Here is a 20,118-nt window from a genome sequence, read left to right on the forward strand (position 1 = left end):
TCACAGAATCTCCATGCCGCGCAGGCGGCGCCCAAAAATCAGAAAGGATTGCCATCATGTCGGAAAGCGAAGTGCCTGAAACCTTTCGCGATAGTGTCTCACACATGGTCGACCGGGCCATGGGCTACCTCGATCTTCCCGAGGGGGCCCGGGAGGCCGTCAAGACCTGCGACTCGGTCATTCAGGTGAGCTTTCCGATCCGTTTTCGCGACCGCATCGAGGTGTTCAAGGGCTGGCGCGCGGTGCATTCCGCCCATCGCCTGCCGGCCAAGGGTGGCCTGCGGTTCTCCCCGACCATGGATCAGGACCACGCCGAGGCCCTGGCGGCCCTGATGACCTACAAATGCGCCATCGTGGATATCCCCTTCGGAGGGTCCAAGGGCGGCCTGCGCATCGATCCGCAGAAGTACAACGAATGGGAGATGGAGCGCATTACCCGACGGTTCGCCCACGAACTGATTCAACGCGACTACATCAGCCCGGCCCAGAATGTCCCGGCACCGGATGTGGGGACGTCCCAGCGCGAGATGGCCTGGATCATGGAGACCTATCGCGATCGCCACCCGGAGGACCTCGACCATGCCGCATCGGTGACTGGCAAGCCGGTCGAGCTGGGCGGCATGGTCGGGCGCCTGGAGGCCACTGGTCGGGGGGTTCAGTATGCGTTGCAGGCCTTTTTCCGGGAAGGCTCGGCGGCCCGCGAGGCCGGGTTCGAGGGCGGCCTGGGTGACCAGCGCATCATCATCCAGGGCTTCGGCAACGTGGGCTATTACGCCGCGCGCTTCCTGCAGGAGGACGATCACGCGAAGATTGTCGGCGTCATCAAGAGCGATGGCGGGGTGTATTCCGAGGACGGGATCGATATCGAGGCCCTGCACGACTACGTTCGCCGCAGCGGCACCATGGAGGGTTTCGCGGGGGTCGAGTTCGTCCGCGATGGCAACCGCATCATGGAACGCGAGTGCGACATCCTGATTCCGGCCGCCCTGGAAGGCGCGATCCATCGGGACAACGTCGACCAGATCCAGGCGCGGCTGATCGCCGAGGCGGCCAACGGTCCCTGCACCTGGGAGGCGGACCAGGCCCTGCGTGATCGCGGGGTCACGATCCTTCCGGATGTGTACGTCAACGCCGGCGGCGTCATCGTCTCCTACTTCGAGTGGGTACGGAATCTGTCGCACATGCGCTTCGGGCGCCTGGAGCGCCGCTACGACCAGGCACAGGGCCAGCACATCGTCAGTGCCATCGAGATGATGACCAACGAGAGCGTCCCCGAATGGATTCGTGATGCCGTGGTGCGCGGGGCCGAGGAGATCGACCTGGTCCGCTCGGGCCTGGACGACGCCATGCGCGAGGCCTTCCGCGAGATGCACGAGGTCCGCGAGACGGAAAGCAATGGCGAGGTACTCGACTACCGCACCGCCGCCTATCTGATCGCCCTGCGCAAGATCATTCGCGCCCGCAGCGACCTGAGCCTGATCTGATTCCCGCGGGCCCCCGCCCTACCGCGCTTGCCCGTAGCGCGACTCCAGCGCCGCGAACAGCGCCCTCAGGCCCATCGCCTCGCCGCCCTTGGGCCGCCCCGGGCGCGCGCGGTCGTTGAAGGCCATGATGTCGAAATGCATCCAGGTCGTGCCCTCGGGGACGAACTCATTCAGGAACAGCGCGGCAGTAATCGCGCCGCCGTGGCCGCCGGTAGAGCTGTTCACGATATCGGCCACGTCACTGTCCAGCATGTAGCGATAGGGCGTGTGCAGCGGCAACTGGCAGACCGGGTCATCCCATTCGCGCGCCGGCTCGACCAGTGCTCGCGCCCAGCCCTCGTCCTGGGTGAAGCAGGCGCTGATCTCGGTCCCCACGGCGACGCGCGCCGCCCCGGTGAGCGTCGCAAAGTCCACCAGCAGGTCCGGATGGAACGACCCCGCCCGATCCAGAAGATCGGCCAGCACCAGGCGCCCCTCGGCGTCCGTGTTGTCGATCTCGATCCGCTTGCCGTTGCGGGCGGTCAGCACATCGCCCGGGCGGAAGGCCCCGGCGCCGATGGCATTCTCCACGGCCCCGATCAGCACCGTCAGCCGCACCGGGAGTGCCTGCGCCATAATCAGGCGCGCCAGCCCCAGCACGATCGCCGCCCCGCCCATGTCCTTCTTCATCTGGCGCATGGAATTGCCGGGCTTCAGGTTCAGGCCACCGGAATCGAAGCACACGCCCTTGCCCACCAGCACCAGCGACGGCGCGTCGGGCGCCCCCCAGGTCAGCTCGATTACCCGGGCCCCGTGGTCGCTGGCGGCCCCCACGGCGTGGATACAGGGGAAGTCCTGTTCCAGCTTGTCGCTGTCGCTGACCAGATGCAGGCTGCTGCCGAATTCCTCGGCCAGCTCCCGAGCCTTCAACGCCAGATTGGCCGGCATCATGTCGGCGGCCGGGGTGTTGATCAGGTCGCGGGTCAGCCCGATGGACTCCACAAACGCGAGGACCCGCGCCTGATCCGCGTCTTCCGGCCACACCAGCCGCGGCGAGCGATCCTGCGCCTCGCGGTAACGCTCGAAGCGATAACGTCCCAAGCCCCAGCCTATGGCCGCCAGGTTCTGGATCTCGGGGTTCAGGGAATCGGTTTCCAGACGGTAATCCCCCGTTCCCAGGGTCTCGGCCGCTGCGGCCACCATCCAGACCGGATTTTCCGCATCGAAGCCGGCCAGCACTGCCGCCAGCCCGCCCTCGGTATCCGGGATGCGCAGGGTTGCGCCCGGCTCCGCCTCGAACCCCGAGGCTTCCACCCATTTGCGCCAGCTCTCCGGCGCACTCTCCAGGCGGACCGGCAGCGACTCGCGGCTGACCGGGATCAGGGGAATGGCGGTGTCGGACGACGCAACAAAAACAGAATCCACGCGGCTTTCCTCGAAAACAATTCAAAGCCTTCATAATACCTGCCTTGTCGACCCTCCGGGGTCGTATCCCCCTAGCCTTACAGGATGTGACGATGACGCCAGCGCTGGAAATTCGCGGGCTCAAGAAGACCTACAAGAACGGATTCGAGGCCCTCAAGGGCATCGACCTCGAGGTGGCCCCGGGCAGCTTCTTCGCCCTGCTGGGGCCCAACGGGGCCGGCAAGTCGACGACCATCGGGATCATTACCTCGCTGATCAACAAGACCGCCGGCACGGTCAAGGTCTTCGGCCATGACGTGGATACCGACCTGCAGGCAGTGAAGCGCTCCATCGGGCTGGTCCCGCAGGAATTCAACTTCAACAATTTCGAGCCGATTGGCGAGATCGTGGTCAATCAGGCCGGGTACTACGGCATCCCCCGGCGCGAGGCCTGGAAGCGCTGCGAGCACTACCTGAAGGAGCTGGGGCTCTGGGAAAAGCGCAAGGACATGGCGCGCACGCTCTCCGGCGGCATGAAGCGCCGCCTGATGATCGCCCGCGCCCTGGTCCACGAGCCGCGCCTGCTGATTCTCGACGAACCCACCGCCGGGGTCGACATCGAGTTGCGGCGTTCGATGTGGGACTTTCTTACCCGTATCAACACCGACGGGCGCAGCATCATCCTGACCACGCACTACCTGGAAGAGGCGGAGACGCTGTGCCGCAACATCGCGATCATCGATGACGGTGCGATCATCGAGAACACCACGATGAAGCAGCTGCTGGCCAAGCTCGAGACCGAGACCATGGTGCTGGATCTAAGCGAGCCGCCACCCGGCATCCCGCTGGATTCCCCGATTGCCCTGCGTCAGGTCGACGAGATGACGCTGGAGGCGGATATCCGCAGCGGCCAGCACCTGAACGACCTGTTCCGGGTGCTGGATCAGGCCGGGATTCGCGTCCAGAGCATGCGCAACAAGGCCAATCGGCTGGAGGAACTCTTCATCCGCATGACCCGCCCCGGCCAGGACCCCAGCCATCTGACCCCCGGCGCCAGCGGGACCACCGAGCAGCCGGAGAATCAGGCATGAGCGACTCCCATCTGCGCGATTACTGGACCGCCTTCCGGACCATCGTCAGCAAGGAAGTGCTGCGCTTTGCCCGGATTTGGGTGCAGACAGTCCTGCCCCCGGTCATTACCACGGCGCTGTACTTCATTATCTTCGGGGGGCTGATCGGCGAGCGCATCGGGGAGATGGAAGGCTACCGTTACATGGACTTCATCGTCCCGGGCCTGATAATGCTGGCGGTGATCACCAACAGCTATGCCAATGTGGTGTCGTCGTTCTTCGGCTCCAAGTTCCAGCGCCACATCGAGGAGCTGCTGGTCTCGCCCATCCCCAACAGCGTGATCATTCTTGGGTTCGTCTTTGGCGGCGTGGCGCGGGGGCTGGCGGTCGGCGTGGCCGTACTGCTGGTCTCGCTGTTCTTCAGCCCACTCAGCATCCACAACCCCGGCGTAATGCTGATCATCGTGCTGATGACGTCCATCCTGTTTGCCCTCGCCGGGCTGATCAACGGCGTCTTCGCGCGCACCTTCGACGACATCGCCATCGTCCCGACCTTCATCCTGACGCCGCTGACCTATCTGGGCGGGGTGTTCTACTCGATCAGCCTGTTGCCGGAATTCTGGCAGGGCGTGTCCATGCTGAACCCGATCCTCTACATGGTCGACGCCTTCCGTTACGGCAGCCTGGGCCATAGTGACTTCCCGATCGCCATGTCCTTCGCCATCATTGCCGGGTTCATTGCAGTCATGTACGGGGTTGCGTTGGTCCTGCTCAATCGGGGCGTAGGGATTCGATCCTGAGACGCGCAGGCCGCGAAACTTCGGGAGACCGCCTTCCGACGCTGTTTATTGCCCGAAAAAACGTGGTATAAAGCGGAAACTCTGCAGGGCAACAGCCATATGGGTAACAACAGAAAGACTTTGCATTTCTTTCTGGCGGGGACCGCCGGACTCACCATTCTGGTGGGCACCAGCCTGCTTCTTGCCTCCCAGCCCTCCGAGACGTCCCAACCGCTGCAAATCGGCGCCGGCAATCCGCTCCCCGCATCCCAGCTCGCGCTCGCCCGTACGGACCATCCGGCTGGCGGCGCGTCGATACGGACGGCGCATGGTGCCGCATTCGAGGGCGGCGCCCAGACCGTGGCTTTTGCCTCCGACCTGCCGGGCGAGCCCGCCGCGGATTACGACGACGCCGCAATCGACCCGGACGCCGAGGCCCCGACGTCCTACGAGACCTTCGATCTCGACGGCGACTCCGATGTCGCCGCTGACGCCGAAGCGACCGACACCGACTGGTACACCCACACCCTGCAGAAAGGCGAGCGTCTGACGGGCCTCTGGGAACGCGAATGGGAACTCCCGCTGGCGACCCTCTACCGCCTGCTGGACGACGACGACAACGCCTCGATCCTGAACCGTGTGCGCCCCGGCCAGGAGATCGAATGGCAGGTCGACGACGAGGGCTACCTGACTCGCCTGCGCCTGTGGACCGACCGGGCCCGTGGGCATGAGTGGGTCCGCGAGGCCGATGGCTGGGAGTTCGAACTCGGCGAAGTCGAGAACGGCCGCGAGGTCAGCCACCTGATCATTACGGCCGAGATCGATGGCAACATCGCCAACGCCTTGACCGAACGGGCGGATATCTCCGCGCGTGCGGCCAACGCCCTGGCCGTGCTGCTGGACCGCTACCTGCCGGTGCGCACCCACGCCCGTACCGGCGATCAGTTCACCCTGCTGGTCGAGCAGGAAACCCTGGTGGGCGACGACACCCCGCTCAACCTGCGTCTGCTGGCATTCGACTACGAAGGCGAGCGCATCGAGATCCGTGCGGCGCGCAACGTCAACGGGCGCTTCTACACCCCGGATGGCGAAAGCCTTCTGCCCCCGTTCGATCGCCGCCCGTTTTCCGGCAACTATCGCATCAGCTCCAGCTTCAACCCGAACCGTCGTCACCCGGTGACCGGACGTGTGGCCCCGCACCATGGGACGGACTTCGCCATGCCAATCGGAACTCCGATCCAGGCACCCGCCGACGGTCGCGTAACCCGCGTCGAGAACCACCCGTATGCCGGTCGCTTCATCGTGATCGAGCACGGTCAAGGCTACTCCACCCGCTACCTGCATCTGGACCGCCAGCTGGTGCGCCCGGGTCAGACCGTCGAGCGGGGCGACCGCATCGCATTGTCCGGCAATACCGGTCGCAGTACCGGGCCGCATCTTCACTACGAGATCCACGTGAACAGCCGCCCCCAGAACCCGATGCGCGTGGAACTGCCGGAAAGCGACGCCCTGGAAGGCGACGAGCTCGACCGCTTCAAGTCCATCAGCCAGACCCTGCTGGCCCAGCTGGATAACGGACAGCGCAACCAGCAGGTGGCGTTCACCCCGTTCGAAGAACTGGCCCGCTAACCTCCCATTACGGCCCGTCTCGCGCAATCGCGCCTGGCGGGCTGTGACGGCCCGCTCCTTGGCGACACCCTTGCTCTCCCCCCCCTTGCTCGACTGGGCACGCCTCGAATGGCGTGACGGACAGCCTTTCGCCGCCGACTACGGGGACGGCTACTTCGGCTCCAGCGATCCGCATGCCGAGGTGCGCGAGGTCTTCATCGAGGCCAACGACCTCGCCCGGCGCTTCCGCCAGTGTCAGCGCTTCGTGCTTGCCGAGACCGGCTTCGGGAGCGGGCTCAACCTCTTGCTGGCGATGCAGGAGTGGCGACGCCACGCGCCCCCCGGCGCCTTCCTGTCCCTGTTGAGCCTCGAGGCCCACCCGCTCGCACCCGCCGACCTTGCGGCAATGCACCAACGCCTGGGCCTCGACAATGCCGACGCCCGCCAGCTACGGGCCCAGTATCCACCACCGGTTCCCGGACTCCACCGAATCCAGTTCCCCGAGGCCAGGGCCGCGTTGACCCTGGGCCTGGGTGACGCCGCTCCACTTCTTGCACAGATCCGCGGCACCGTGGACGCCTGGTTCTTTGACGGGTTCGCGCCGCGCAGCAATCCCGCCCTGTGGAACACCGGGGTGTTCCGGCAAGTGGCGCGGCTTTCCGCGCCGGGTACTACATTCGGCACCTACACCGCAGCCGGTCAGGTTCGCCGCGACCTGGAGAGCACGGGGTTCGAGGTACGCCGGGTGCGCGGTCATGGCCCAAAACGCGAGCGTCTCGTGGGGACCCTTCGGGACACCCAGTCGCCCGCGAAGTCACCGCCCCGCGAGGTACCGCAACGTGTCGCCATCGTGGGGGCCGGGATTGCCGGGCTCAGCGCCGCCCATGCCCTGCAGGCGCGAGGAGTGGAGGTCACGGTCTTCGACCCGAACGGTGTTGGCGGTGGCGCCTCCGGCAACCCGGCGGGCGTCCTGTTGCCGAACCTTCATCCTCGCGACGGGGAGCTGAATACCCTGGCACTCGCGGGGATACGCCGTACCGGTTTCCTTTCCGGACAGCTCGACGCGATCGGCGGATACGGCACCCGGTTGGCAACGGGCGTGGCCTTCCATGGCATCAGCGCCCACGGACGCAAGCGCGTGGAACGCCTGCAAAAAGTCGGTCCCGAACATGCGGCCCTGCTGTTCGACCCTGGCGGTCCCGGGTGCACCGCCGCGGCCCCACACCTCTATTACCCAGACGGTCTGGCGATCGACATGCGGGCCTTTTGCCAGGGCCTGGCCGACGACCTGCCGCCGCTGCGCAAGGAATCGGTACAGGCGCTGAAACCGTCGTCCAACGCCGGTCCCGTGCAGGTCGAGAGCGACACCGGATCTGAACCCTTCGACGCGGTCGTGGTGGCCACAGCCGCCGGCAGTGGCACCACCTTGTGCCCGGAACAGGCGGGTATCTCCACGGTGACCGGTCAGATGACGCGGGTCCGGGCGGCCTTCCCCGATTGGGGTGGCTTTGTGGCAACAGGTCAGGGCTACTGCATCCGGGGAGACAACGGCACCGCCTGGATTGGCGCGACCTATCGCCGCACGGAGGGCCCCGGGGCCGAAAATGAACAGGCACCGCAGGCCGAGGATGATCAGACCAATCTGCGGCATCTTGCCTGGGTTCCAGGGCTACAGGATGCCCAGGCAGTCGAGATCCTCGCGCAGTGGACCGGGGAGCGCGCCGTGGTCCGCGATCGCCTGCCGCTCGTCGGGCGCAGCCGGCTGGATCCCGGTGGCCGTGTACTGTTGAGCCTGGCGCATGGCTCGCGCGGCCTGCTCTATGCCCCGCTGGCCGGCGAATGGCTGGCCGATCACCTGCTGGGTCTGATCGAGCCGCTCGAGGCGCAAACTGCGGCTCGGTTCGCCCCGGCGCGTCACTCCGTGCCGGATTCCGGCGCCGCCTCCGACGCGTAGGCCACGTCGTTGCGCCCGGCGGCCTTGACGCGGTACATCGCATGGTCCGCAGCCATCATCAGGTCCGCCAGGCGCTGACCATCTCGCGGGTAGAAGGCGACCCCGATACTGCACGAGAGGGTCTCCTCCACCGGTTCCATATGGCCGGGGTGCAACTCGAATGGCTGCCGGAAATCCGCCTGCAACCGTTCAATCAGCCCCCCGGCCTCCTCGCATCGATTCAACGGCGCACTCAGCACGATGAACTCGTCCCCGCCCAGGCGCACCAGCAGGTCATCCGGACGCAGACTGGACGCAAGCCGTTGCGCCAGCTGGCGCAGGAGCTCGTCCCCTACGGCATGGCCGTACTGATCGTTCACCGGCTTGAAACGGTCCAGGTCAATGAACAGCAGCGCCAGTTGTCCCTCCTTGCGATCCGCGCGCGCCGCAAGCCGCGGAAATGCCCGATCCAGCGCCGCGCGATTCGCGGTTCCGGTTAACGGGTCCTCCCAGGCCAGGGCCTGCATGCGGTCTTCCAGCTGCTTGCGCTCGGTCACGTCCAGTGCGTGCCACACCACGGCCGACGAACCCTCGAACGGTGCGTCGATTGGGCGTACCCGCGCCTCATACCAGCGGGTTTCCTCCGTTGACGGACTCGTGTCGCCTCCGTGGAACACGCTCGCCTGCAGGCGGTACTGGATCTCCTGCAATTCGCCTTCGCGCAAGGCCCGGCGCACGACGCCGGAAAAGCGCTGCGCGACCTCATCCGGAAGCAGTTCCGCCAGTGTGTGCCCGGCCGCCGTGTGCTGGGGTGCCTGGCCGCGCCGCGCTTCGCCAAAGACCGCGCGAACGAGGCCAGTGTCGTCGATCACCAGGGCATCGCCGGGCATGGCCTCGAACAGCGCGTCCTGAAGATCACGGGCCTCGCTCAACGCGTTAAACAGCATTCGGTTGTCGTGTACATCCACAAAGCTCAACAGGAAGGCCCGCTGCCCTTCCCAGTCAATCGGCACCCAACGCAGTAGATGAAACCGCTGGTCTCCGTCCGCCGTGTGTACGCGAATCTCGCGCCCGCGCGGCTCCTCCAATGCCATTGAAAAATCGAGCGCAGGGGGAAGGCGCCGGCGATCGTCGGCCTGAATCACCCCCAGCGCCGAAAGAGTCTGGCCAGGATCCGGCGACAGGCCGGTCATGCGGGTAAAGGCCGGATTGGCCCAAAGGACCCGGCGCCCCGCGACCACCAGAGTGGCATCCGCCAGACGATTCACGAGCGCCTGATAGCGCGTGAGGGCCTCCCGCCGCTGCCGGATGCCCTCCCCCACACGGAAGGTGTATCCACTAACCGCCAGCAGCCCGACCACGCCCATCACCCACCAGGCGGCCGGGCGCTCCGTGGCGGATGGGTTGGGGACAGGGTGTGCAAGCATCTGCCACTGGCCCCCGGCAAAGGTCACGTCGAGCGCGAGCGGCGCGCTGGCCACGTCGATCTGTTCGGGGTTGTAGAAGACCTCACCGTCGGCGCCGGTCCCGTCGAGGCCGCGCAGGGCCAGTTGCAGGCTGGGCGGGCGCGGGGCCAGACCCGCCTTGCTAAGGATCGTTTCGAAATCCAGCGCAATACTCGACAGTGTCCACGGATTGGCCAACGCCGGCGGATCTTCCGGATCGGTCAGGACCGGGGCGCGCACCAGAAGCCCCCGACCGCCCTGTGCCAACGTCCAGGGCCCGGCGACGACCGTTTGCCGGCTCTCCAGCACTTGTTGATAGGAGGCGCCCTGCTCCGGATGTTCCGCCAGGTTGAGGCCGATCGCGTCCTCGTTGCCATCGCGCGGGTAGACCAGCGCAAGGATCTCGCCGCGCGCCAGGGTCAGAGAGCGAATCAGTTCCGGCTGGCTGCGATAAAGACGGTCCGCTGCCCGGTCGAAGTCATCCTCGGTCAGGTCCGGGTGGACATAGGCATAGGCGGCAAGCCCGATCGTCGCATGGACCGTGCCATTCAGCACGCTTTCCAGTTGGGTCCGAAGGCTGCTTGCCTCCGAGACCACGGCTTGCTGATAGCGGTCGGCCATCTGCTGTTTCCAGCCCTGGTCGATGGCCACGAACAGCAGGGCAAACAGCAACCCGGCAATCAGCGCCGCCACCACCGGGCCGCTGATATGCGGTTCGGTGGTGCGGGCGTCGGCCGGCTGGGCCGCTGGCCGCGCTTCGGATCCTTCCGTTGTGTCCGTGGACTGGGGCATGCCGGATCTTTTCACAGGGACGCTCAGAGCCCCACTATGCGCCTTTCCCGGGCCTGGCTGAACCGTTTGCATGGATGTAACACGAACCTTCGCCTCACGCCTCGTGATCGAGCGTGCCCTCGGACCCGTCGTTCTGTCTCTTCCAGGTCGCCGCGAGATGTCGCTTCTCGGCGGGTCGCAGGCGTTTGATACGTTGTTCCTCGCGCAATGCCTCGCCGTGGCCGGGAAACACCTTCGCCCCCAGGAGCTGCTCCGGCGGGTACATGCGGGTGAAACGCGCCCCGCGCCCCGCACGATGAGCGGCCAGACGCGCCGCAAGCCGCGGTGTAACCCCGGTATAGATCCGGGCACCGCGGCACTCCAGGAGATAGACGTACCAGGGTTGGGGGCTGGCCACGATCACACACCCGGGTAGAAATGATTGGTGGGGACGGCCGGAATCGAACCGGCACGGGCTTGCGCCCAGCGGATTTTAAGTCCGATGCGTCTACCAGTTCCGCCACGCCCCCGGAGCGGCCGCATCATACCGCGCGGCCCCGATCGTCGCACCCGCGGGAGCGGGCCGCACTATTCCGCGTCGGCGGCGGGCATCTCCGCGACGGGTAACGGCACGTGCAGCGAGGCGGCGATCGCCCGCAACAGCTCCACTTCCGCGACCACCGTCTGGCCGCCATGCGTGATCGTGGCAAGCATCGCCGTGACCAGGGTCTGCTTGTCCGCCGGGCGCAGGGCATCCAGGGCCTCCAGCGCCCTATCCAGCCCCTCGGCCCAGACGGCCTCATCGGCAGTCCGCTCCAGAGCCGCGGCAATCGCCTCGTCGGTGGGATCCTCGATCGCCAGGGCCAGAACGCCCGCGCGCAGGGCTGCCCGGGCCTTGTCGGGGTCGTCCGGGTGTCCGTGATGCGCGAGCACGGCCAGCGTGTCCTGCGCGTGGGCAGCATGGCGAGCCAGCCGGTCGCGTCCGCCCGCGCGGGCACGTTCGGGCTGCTCCAGGTCGCGCAACTGGCGCCGCAACAGACGGCCGGTCGCGTATTCGAACGCCGATACCCGGCCGTCGGCGCGGATCAATTCGTCAATGAGGCCTTCCAGCTGCCGGCGTTCCTCGCGCGGGCGATGGCGCAATACCGGAAAGCTCATCTCCAGCAGCGGAATGCGCAGGTCCGGGCGCAGCTCGGGTTCGGCATCCAGCAGGGTGCGGACGTGGGTCTCGCTCTCCGCCCCCCGCGTGCCGGCGATCCGCAGGAGCTGGTGATCGCGTACTTCCGGGTCGTTACTGATCAGCAGGTACAACAAGACATCGACACCCCAGGCATCGGAATGCGCCGCGCGCTCCAGCGGCCCCGGCATCGCCGCCACCAGCAGCCCCGCCCCGAGGATCTGCGAAAGCCCCGGATCGCCGATGTTTTCCATCAGCCGCTCCGGATTCAGGAGCAGACCACCCGGGCCTTCCGTCGAGCCGCGGTCGCGTTCCTCCGCCTCGGCCTGGGCCTCCTTTTCGACACGACGCGCCTGGGCATCCTTCTCCATCTGCTCGCGGATGGCCTCCAGTTCTTCCGGCTTGAATCCCGGCTCGATCGCCTGGATGCGCTGAACCAGCGGTGGATGGGTCGAAAACATCTGACTGACGGCTCCGGAGGCGAACAGCATGTGTCCGACCTCCTCGGTGTCCGCCCCGAGCTCGGTATGGGCGGCGCCGATCTTCTTGAGCGCTCCGGAAATACCCTCCGGCTGCCGGGTGAACTGCACCGCCGAGGCATCCGCCAGGTATTCCCGCTGACGCGAAACGGATGCGCGGATCCAGCGCCCGAAGAACAGCCCGATATAGCCCACCACGATCAGTGCCACGCCCGCGGCGACGATGCCCCCGGCGTTGCGGTTATTGCGCGACAGGCTCATGGCAAGCAGCACACGCTGGCCAATCAGGGCCATCACCAGGATCCCGAACAGCATCCCCATCAGGCGGATGTTCAGGCGCATGTCGCCGTTGAGTACGTGCCCGAACTCGTGCGCCACCACGCCCTGCAACTCATCGCGGTCCAGTTGCTCCAGGGCCCCGCGGGTCACGGCGATGGCCGCGTCGTCCGGCGAGTAACCCGCGGCAAAGGCGTTGATACCGGCCTCCTGTTCGAGCACGTAGACCTCGGGCACCGGCACGCCGGAGGCGATGGCGATCTCCTCCACCACGTTCATCAGGCGACGCCGCAGCGGGTCACGGGTATCGCCATCCACCCGCGTCCCGCCGAGTTCGCGGGCCACCGCCCCGCCGCCATCGCGCAGACCGAGCGTGCGGTAGAGACTGCCCAGGCCAATCAAGCCAACGGTCAGCACGGTCGTCCAGACCATCACGGCGACATTGCTGGCAAGGAACTCACGGGTCAGCCAGGGTTCGCCCGCAGCGACAGGCTCTGCCTGACCGAACACCACCAGCACGATGGCATTCATCACCAACACGATGGCGAGTACCGCCAGACCGAACAGAAACAATAACCAGCGCGTCCGGCGCTGCGCCCGGTCCTGCTGCTCGAAAAAATTCATGACGCCTCGGGGATCAGGAGAAGTTCACTTGCACGGGCTCGCGCTTCTGCGGGTCCTCGATCTCCAGCAGCTGCCCCGGGCGGAACCCCAGGTTGTTGGCAATCAGGCTGTTGGGGAACATCTCGCGCAGGATGTTGTACTGCATGACGGCATCGTTGAAGGCCTGGCGGGCATAAGCCACGCGGTTTTCGGTACTGGTCAGTTCTTCGGACAGCTGCATCATGTTCTCGTTGGCCTTCAGGTCGGGATAGCTCTCGGACAGCGCGAACAACCGCCCCAAGGCCCCCGACAGCCCCTGTTCCGAGCTCGAGAGCTTGCGCACGGCCTCGGTGTTGGTTGGATCACCGCCGACCTCCTGCAGGCTTTCCTTCGCATTGTTACGGGCCTGGATGACCGCCTCCAGGGTGTCGCGCTCATGACTCATGTAGCGTTCCGCAACCTTGACCAGATTGGGGATCAGGTCATAGCGGCGGGTCAACTGCACGTCGATCTGGGCAAAGGCGTTCTTGTACCGGTTGCGCGAGGTCACCAGGCGGTTGTACGTCCACACCCCCCAGATCACCAACAGAACCAGGATCCCCAGTACCACCCAAGTCATATCCATCCCGCCACACTCCTTGATCGTCGACGAGCCGAGTGTACGCCGGAATGCGGGTAGCACGACAAGGCAGACGCTCACGATGGCGGTGTTTTATGCTGACCCCGGTCTCCTTCCGGAAGTACGCATGAATCTCTCCACCCTCCTCGGCATCCTTGGCAGTCTGCTGGTGTTCGGCAGCGTCATCGCGTTTTCCTCGCAGAATATCGACGCCTTTCTGAACCTGCCGGGCCTCGGCATCGTGGTAGGCGGCACCATCGCGGCCACGCTGATGAGCTACCCCTTCCACGAGGTGATGCGCGTGTTTCGCGCCGGCGCCAATGCGATTCGCGAGGAACGCTACGACGTCACCCAGGATCTCGAGGAGATCGTCCAGGTCTCGCGCTACTGGTTCTCCCAGAATCTGCGGCGCATCCAGGATCGGCTGGACCAGATCCGCAACCCGTTCCTGCGCACCGGCATCCAGCTGGTCATCGACGACACGCCGATGGACGATGTCTCCGACCTGCTGAACTGGCGCATGGCGCGCCTGCGTGCCCGCGAACAGGCCGATGCGCAGATGTTCCGAACCATGGCCACCTATGCCCCGGCGTTCGGGATGCTCGGCACGCTTATTGGCCTGATCAACCTGCTGCTGACCACCGAAAACGACGATTTCACCGTCATCGCGGTGAACCTGGGCATCGCCCTGATCACCACGTTCTACGGCATCCTGCTCGCCAACCTGGTCTTCCGGCCCATCGCCATCAAGCTGGAGCGCCGGACCGAGGAGCGCGTGGTGCTGATGACCATGGTGCTGGAGGGCATCATGCTGATGCGCAAGGGACGCTCACCCGGCTACATCCGCGAGACCCTGCGCTCGTTCATGGAGAATCACAGCGACGAGATCCGCCAGGCGGCCCCAAATGGCGAGGAAGAACCCGAGGCGGACGAACGCGCCAGCGGCGAATCCACGGAGCGGCGCTGAGTCCATGTCCGGACCCAGCCCCTCCACCGCCGAACGCGCCGCGCTGCAGGCAGAGATGGATGCCCACGCCGCCACGCGTCCGGAGCAGGCCTTTCTCGGCTCCTACCCGGGCGAACGCCAGCGCGACGACGAGCACGCCTGGATCCTCACCTATCTGGACGTTCTGACCCTGGTTATCGTGGTGTTCGTCATCATGCTCACCTTCATGGACCCGCGTGACGATGATCCGAGGGCGGTCTCGGCCAGCCCGATCGCCCTGGCCCACCCGGACCGCAGCGCCCTCATCGAACCCCTGGTCCATTCCTCTCTGCTGGATCGGCCCGCCCTGGAGGAAGCGCCGGTCGGTGAGCGCTCCGGCCCGGAGGTGGTCGCCGAACAGCCCCCAAGCCGCGAGGCCGGCCGATTACGCGCGCGCGCCCCCGAGGGCGTGGACGTCGTCGAGCAACCTGGACGGATGGAGCTGCGCATCCGCGACGACATCCTGTTCGGGACCGCCGAGGCAGACCTGCGCCCGGATGGCCAGTCGCTGCTCCAGGACCTGCTCCCCATCCTGGAAGACCACCCGGGCACCATCACCGTGGAAGGCCATACCGACAACATCCCTATCGCGACCGAGCGCTTCCCGTCGAACTGGGAGCTATCCTCGATTCGCGCCAGCGGCGTCGTGCGCTACCTGGTGGCCCGCGAGCTGGACGCAGCCCAGCTCCGCGCGGTCGGGCTGGCCGACACTCGTCCGGTTGCCGACAACGCCAGCCCGGAAGGCCGCGCCGCCAACCGTCGTGTGTCACTCATGCTGGAGACCGATGCGGTGCCACACACGGATCCCGGCCAGTAGGCTCGGCTCAGGCAACGTTGCTCGACCGCGACGAAAATCGCCGGTGCGGTGATCGCGCGACAGCGCGGTACGATCCACGCGTGTTTATTAGCCAACGCATGCCGCCGCAGCAGGATGCTGGTACATTGCGATCAGGGATTTTCGCTAGCGGTTTGCGTGTCAGGACAGGGGGATACAAGGATGTCTAGATGGTTCTTGCGAAGTGCGGCTGCGGTTGCGACCGTGATCCTCCTGAGCCTGAACACGGTTGCAACCGCCAAGGAAACATCCGTGATCCTGGAGATGTCGTCCGGGGATTCGGCTGAAGCGGCGTACTGGGCGGGCGAACCGGACATGCCCGCGATCCTGATCCAGCACGGTTTCCTGCAGACCCGTCACTTCCCCACCGTGCGCCGCCTCGCCTTGGCGTTAGCGGACTCGGGGTTCACGGTCCTGACCCCCACACTGACACTGGGGATCGATCGGCGCACGGCGAGCCTGCCATGCGAGGCCGTACATACCCACACCATGGAACACACCCAGGAAGAGATCGCGATCTGGGTCGACTGGCTGCATGCAAAGACCGGCCAGGAACCCGTCGTCATCGGACACAGCGCCGGCAGCATCAACCTTCTCGACTATCTTACGCACTCCCCGGGCAGCCCCGTCGCCCACGCCATCTTCATTAGCGTGACCTATTTTGGGCACGGCGAGGCCGCGTTCGAATCCCCCGAACATGCCGCTCGTGCCCGCGCTGCCCTTGCCCGTGGTGAGGCCGGGCTGGCGGAGTATGCCCTGGGTTTCTGTCGCCAGTACGTCACCACGCCCGCGCCGTACCTGTCCTACTACGACTGGGACAAGCAACGTACCAACCGGGCCTTCCAGTCGTGCGGTGTGTCTTCCACCCTGATCGCGGGCAGCGCCGATGACCGGATCGACCTGGAATGGATCGAGACCCTGCAACAGCATGGCGCAGAGGTCCGCATCGTGGAGGGTGCCAACCACTTCTTCGATCAGTTTCACGAATTCGACCTGCTGGACGAGATCGAGCACGTCCTCCAGGGATACCGCGCGCAATGATTTCCGGCCGAACCCCGTCAATCACGCACTATGCCCTGCTGCTAGCTGCGATCGCCCTGGTCACCCTCGCCAGTTTTGGCCTCTACACCTGGTACAAGGTCGACCAGCTACGCGGCGAGATCCAGGAAAGTGGCCGCGAGGCCGCCCGCCAGGAGCTTGCCGGCACGCTCGAGCACGTCCTCACGCAGGCGGCAGAACAGGCATCAAGGTTCGCCCGCTGGGAGGAAGTGCGCCAGCAACTGGGCAGGCCGCACTACTATGCCTACTGGAAGAATCATCGCATGCACCAGGCGGGGATCCTGACCGACAGGATCCTGGACGCCGGGATCTATGATCACCAGGGAATGACCTTGCCCGGTTCGGACAGCGACCACTTGCCCGGGAAACTCGAGCTCCCGCCACCCGCTCCACGGGCGGTACGGGGCGACACCGAGCCCTTCCTGATGGTCATCGAGCCGATTCCCGCGCCGGACGCAGCCCAGTCCCCACCCGGCTTCGTCGGTCTGAAGAGCCGGTTCCTGGATGCCCTCCGCGAGGGCCGTGTCTACCGCCATGTCGATCCCGAATCGATCCGATTCGACCTCGGCGAGCGGAACGCCATCCCCGCGAGGGAGCTTCTGCAGCATGCTCAGTTCGATCTGCGCCCCAATCCCATGGCCGATCAGGTGGAGGACTTGCTGTCGGGCGCGGTGGTCAATCTCGGGGCCATCCTGGGTGTGATCACGCTTGTCCTGTTCTCCACGTTGGCCTATCTGATCGTCCGCCCCCTGCGCGACATCTCCGGCCACGTCGACCGGCTGCGCGAAAGCGCCGGGGGCCTTGTGCTGGAACGCGTCGGCGGGCTGCTGCCCGTCGCGGAGACGGAAAAGATCCGCGAATCGCTGAATTCCTACCAGGCCCGGCTCCAGGACGTCCATTCCAGCCTGGAGGAGAAGAACCGCGAATTCTGGCGCATCGCGCATCACGATGCCCTGACCGGCGTGCGCAACCGCCGGGCCTTCGATGAATACTGGGACACCCTTCCGCGACTGGCCGCCCGCCACAGCTATCCTGTGTGCTTTGCCCTATTCGACATCAATCACTTCAAGGCCATCAACGACAGCTACGGCCATCAGACGGGCGACGCAGTCCTGCAGAGTGTGGCGCGCAGCATCGACGAGGTCTTGCGGGAGGGGGAACACCTGTTTCGCATCGGCGGCGATGAATTCGCCGCGATTCTCCTCAACTGCGACGAATCGGGCGCCCAGCGCCTGGGCGAGCGTTGCCAGGAGCGGATCCGGGCCACCGATTTCACCCAGCACGGGGTGCGGGAACCCATCAAGATCAGTATCGGCCTGGCCGTTGCACCCGGCAACAACGGCCCGGCCATGCTTGCCCTACAGTGGCAGGCCGACGTTGCCATGTACAAGGCCAAGCGCCCGGGATCCTCGCCGGTTGTGCTGTTCACCCCGGAACTGGAGAAGGATACCCAGAGCCTTTATTCGAACTGGATCAACAATGCCGTTTACGAGGCCATCACCCGGGGAACCGGGATCCGAATGGCCTACCAGCCAGTGGTTGCGCTCAACGAGCACCATCCCTCGTATGTCGAGGCCCTGCTGCGTATCGAACACCAGGGCGAGGTTATCGGACCCGCGGATATCTTCCCCGTCGTCGAGGCGCGCCGCCTGGAGATCGACCTGGACCGGGCCGTACTAACCCGCATCCTCGGCGATCTGCGAGCCTCCCTCATCCCGCCTGAGGTCGGTATCTCGATCAACCTGTCGGGCCCCACCATCGTGAATGCCGGGGTTACCCAGTGGCTGGAGGCCTTCGTCCCCTTCCTGCAGGATCGGCACATCATCCTCGAGGTCACGGAGACCGCCCTGATCACCGAGATCGGACTGGCGACGGAAAATCTCCAGCGACTACGTCAGAAAGGGTTTCTCGTCGCCCTCGACGATTTCGGCAGTGGCTACTCTTCCATCCGCTATCTGGCCTCCATGCCCGTGGATACCGTCAAGTTCGATATCACCCTGATACGCAGTCTGGATGTCCCGGACCAGCACCACATCCTCGAGGGCCTGGTCCAGATGATCCGCGATGTGGGCTACACCACCGTGGCGGAAGGGATCGAGACCGCCGAACAACTCAGCCGGGTACACGCCCTGAAGTTCGATTTCGCACAGGGCTACCATCTCGGGCACCCTGCCCCGGTTTCGCAAGGCCTCCCACGGGTCCTGCAAGCTCATGCAGGCATTTCCCGGATGTGATTGCTCGCGAGCGGTCCTCGTAGCGGAAACTGGATCTCCAGAGAAACCTGCGACTAGCGTTTCCGGGGTGCGGCCGCGTTATAGACCCGCCCCGCTGACATCCTCGGTCAGTCCGTGTCAAAGCGATGCCATTTGACCCGGAGACGGCGTACGCAGAACATATACTCCGTTTTCCACTTATGAGGAGGCCGGTTTGCGCTCTGGACGCGGATCCCTGTTGGGCGACTGGCTCGATACCACCGACCACAAGGATAAGCTGATTGCCCTGATTGGCGGCGTGATCGGCCTCTACCTCTCACTGGAAGTCGCCGCATCGGTCACCGAGAACGGGATCAACGGTCTGATCCTCGCGTCTCTGGGTGCCACCGCCGTGCTGCTCTTCGCTGCGCCCCACGCGGCGATGTCGCAGCCCAGGAACGTGCTCGGTGGTCATGCCGTCGCCGCCATCGTGGGGGTGCTGGTGCGCGACGTTCTGCCCCACCCATTGCTGGCTGCAGCGGTCGCCGTCGGGCTCGCAATCTGGCTGATGCACTACCTGCGCTGCCTGCATCCCCCCGGCGGCGCCACCGCGCTCTATGCGGTGCTCGGGGGAGAGTCGGTGCATGCCCTGGGCCCCTGGTTCCTCCTGGATCCCGTGTTGACCAGCGTGGGGGTCATGCTGGTTGTCGCGGTAATCATCAACTACCCGTTTCCCTGGCGGCGCTACCCGGCCAGCCTGACGCCGACGCCCGAAGCCCCAAAGCAAGGTCCCCTGGCTGCCCTGGAGCGAGCAGGACTGGGCCAGGACGACCTCGAATACGCGATGCGCGAAATGAACCTGTATCTCGACCTCACGGAAGACGATCTCGCACGCCTGTACCTATTGGCCCGGCGCCATCACCAGCACCCCGACCCCATCACGCCGGACGCGATCCAGCCGGATCACTGTTTCAGCAATGGCGAGAGCGATGCCGACTGGGCCGTGCGGCGCGTATTACGCATCGACGACGGGCAAGTGACCTACCGCAACCTTGCGGGGCCGGACACCCCTGGCGAGGACCGCGCCACGCTGGAGGAATTCTCCGCCTGGGCCCATCACCAGCTCGACCCGAAATCCGCCCCGGTCGACTGAACCGTTTGGGGCTGCCCCTGCCCGGCGCTTATACTCTCGCGCTAGGGAAACCCTGATCAATGTACACGCTCGCGTTGGCACCCCAGGTTTTCCGAGACAAGGCGCGGTGCGCAGCCGGTAGTGGTTCTACCGGCAAGGGCCGCAACGCAGGATCGGGGAACCTGGGGTACCAACCCCACAAGCGATTGAATGCAGGGGCTCGGCCGCTTTTGCGTGGGAACGGCGTTGCGGTTCCCTTGTGCAGAATGACTGCACGGCAGTCACCGC

At 65.6% G+C, this 20,118-nt stretch carries 15 protein-coding genes and 1 tRNA gene; 10 read left to right on the forward strand and 6 right to left on the reverse strand.

Annotation, left to right across the window (positions count from 1 at the left end):
- Positions 1-56 precede the first annotated feature (56 nt).
- Complete coding sequence (locus F618_RS0104475; protein WP_019567867.1) at positions 57-1,484, forward strand: Glu/Leu/Phe/Val dehydrogenase; 1,428 nt, start codon at positions 57-59, stop codon at positions 1,482-1,484.
- Positions 1,485-1,502: 18 nt separating this feature from the next.
- Here the strand turns inward: F618_RS0104475 and F618_RS0104480 are convergent, their stop codons facing one another.
- Positions 1,503-2,888 carry a M17 family metallopeptidase gene (locus F618_RS0104480; RefSeq protein WP_019567868.1) on the reverse strand — a complete coding sequence of 462 codons (1,386 nt, stop codon included), beginning with the start codon at positions 2,886-2,888 and terminating at the stop codon, positions 1,503-1,505.
- Between the two features lie 92 nt (positions 2,889-2,980).
- Between F618_RS0104480 and F618_RS0104485 the strand changes: the two genes are divergently transcribed.
- The 4 genes from F618_RS0104485 to mnmD all read left to right on the forward strand — a co-directional run bounded on the left by F618_RS0104485 (position 2,981) and on the right by mnmD (position 8,278).
- Positions 2,981-3,958: an ABC transporter ATP-binding protein gene (locus tag F618_RS0104485; protein WP_018937562.1), complete on the forward strand. Its 978-nt coding sequence runs from the start codon at positions 2,981-2,983 to the stop codon at positions 3,956-3,958.
- Positions 3,955-4,737: an ABC transporter permease gene (locus tag F618_RS0104490; protein ID WP_018169799.1), complete on the forward strand. Its 783-nt coding sequence runs from the start codon at positions 3,955-3,957 to the stop codon at positions 4,735-4,737. Before F618_RS0104485 ends, F618_RS0104490 begins: the two co-directional genes overlap by 4 nt.
- Before the next feature lie 99 nt (positions 4,738-4,836).
- Positions 4,837-6,345, forward strand: a complete 1,509-nt coding sequence (locus tag F618_RS0104495; protein ID WP_038050252.1) for a peptidoglycan DD-metalloendopeptidase family protein — start codon at positions 4,837-4,839, stop codon at positions 6,343-6,345.
- Positions 6,346-6,430: 85 nt separating this feature from the next.
- Positions 6,431-8,278, forward strand: a complete 1,848-nt coding sequence (gene mnmD / locus F618_RS0104500; RefSeq protein ID WP_019567869.1) for a tRNA (5-methylaminomethyl-2-thiouridine)(34)-methyltransferase MnmD — start codon at positions 6,431-6,433, stop codon at positions 8,276-8,278.
- Here the strand turns inward: mnmD and F618_RS0104505 are convergent.
- The 5 genes from F618_RS0104505 to F618_RS0104525 form a co-directional block, all read right to left on the reverse strand.
- Entirely contained in the window at positions 8,239-10,494 is a 2,256-nt protein-coding gene (locus F618_RS0104505) for a diguanylate cyclase domain-containing protein (protein WP_019567870.1), read from the reverse strand. The genes mnmD and F618_RS0104505 overlap by 40 nt on opposite strands.
- 94 nt (positions 10,495-10,588) lie before the next feature.
- Positions 10,589-10,897, reverse strand: coding sequence for a GIY-YIG nuclease family protein (locus tag F618_RS0104510; RefSeq protein ID WP_018176778.1), 309 nt, complete (start codon positions 10,895-10,897; stop codon positions 10,589-10,591).
- 19 nt (positions 10,898-10,916) lie between these two features.
- A tRNA-Leu gene (locus tag F618_RS0104515) sits at positions 10,917-11,003 on the reverse strand.
- Between the two features lie 58 nt (positions 11,004-11,061).
- Positions 11,062-13,029 (reverse strand): M48 family metallopeptidase, encoded by a 1,968-nt coding sequence (locus F618_RS0104520; protein WP_019567871.1) that lies wholly within the window; start codon positions 13,027-13,029, stop codon positions 11,062-11,064.
- A gap of 13 nt (positions 13,030-13,042) precedes the next feature.
- On the reverse strand, positions 13,043-13,633 hold the full coding sequence (locus F618_RS0104525; protein ID WP_018145650.1) for a LemA family protein: 591 nt from the start codon (positions 13,631-13,633) through the stop codon (positions 13,043-13,045).
- 121 nt (positions 13,634-13,754) lie between these two features.
- Between F618_RS0104525 and F618_RS0104530 the strand changes: the two genes are divergently transcribed.
- The 5 genes from F618_RS0104530 to F618_RS0104550 all read left to right on the forward strand — a co-directional run bounded on the left by F618_RS0104530 (position 13,755) and on the right by F618_RS0104550 (position 19,851).
- Complete coding sequence (locus tag F618_RS0104530; RefSeq protein WP_018145649.1) at positions 13,755-14,594, forward strand: motility protein A; 840 nt, start codon at positions 13,755-13,757, stop codon at positions 14,592-14,594.
- Between the two features lie 4 nt (positions 14,595-14,598).
- Positions 14,599-15,429 carry an OmpA family protein gene (locus tag F618_RS0104535; RefSeq protein WP_018169805.1) on the forward strand — a complete coding sequence of 277 codons (831 nt, stop codon included), beginning with the start codon at positions 14,599-14,601 and terminating at the stop codon, positions 15,427-15,429.
- 195 nt (positions 15,430-15,624) lie between these two features.
- On the forward strand, positions 15,625-16,488 hold the full coding sequence (locus tag F618_RS0104540; protein WP_019567872.1) for an alpha/beta hydrolase: 864 nt from the start codon (positions 15,625-15,627) through the stop codon (positions 16,486-16,488).
- The gene (locus F618_RS0104545; RefSeq protein ID WP_019567873.1) at positions 16,485-18,740 is read left to right on the forward strand and encodes a bifunctional diguanylate cyclase/phosphodiesterase; all 2,256 of its coding nucleotides are present in this window, start codon (positions 16,485-16,487) and stop codon (positions 18,738-18,740) included. The genes F618_RS0104540 and F618_RS0104545 overlap by 4 nt, the downstream gene beginning before the upstream one ends.
- Before the next feature lie 193 nt (positions 18,741-18,933).
- Positions 18,934-19,851 (forward strand): HPP family protein, encoded by a 918-nt coding sequence (locus F618_RS0104550; RefSeq protein WP_026331142.1) that lies wholly within the window; start codon positions 18,934-18,936, stop codon positions 19,849-19,851.
- Positions 19,852-20,118: the final 267 nt, after the last annotated feature.

The sequence above is a fragment of the Thioalkalivibrio sp. ALMg13-2 genome (genome assembly GCF_000381185.1).
GTDB classification, from domain to species: domain Bacteria; phylum Pseudomonadota; class Gammaproteobacteria; order Ectothiorhodospirales; family Ectothiorhodospiraceae; genus Thioalkalivibrio; species Thioalkalivibrio versutus.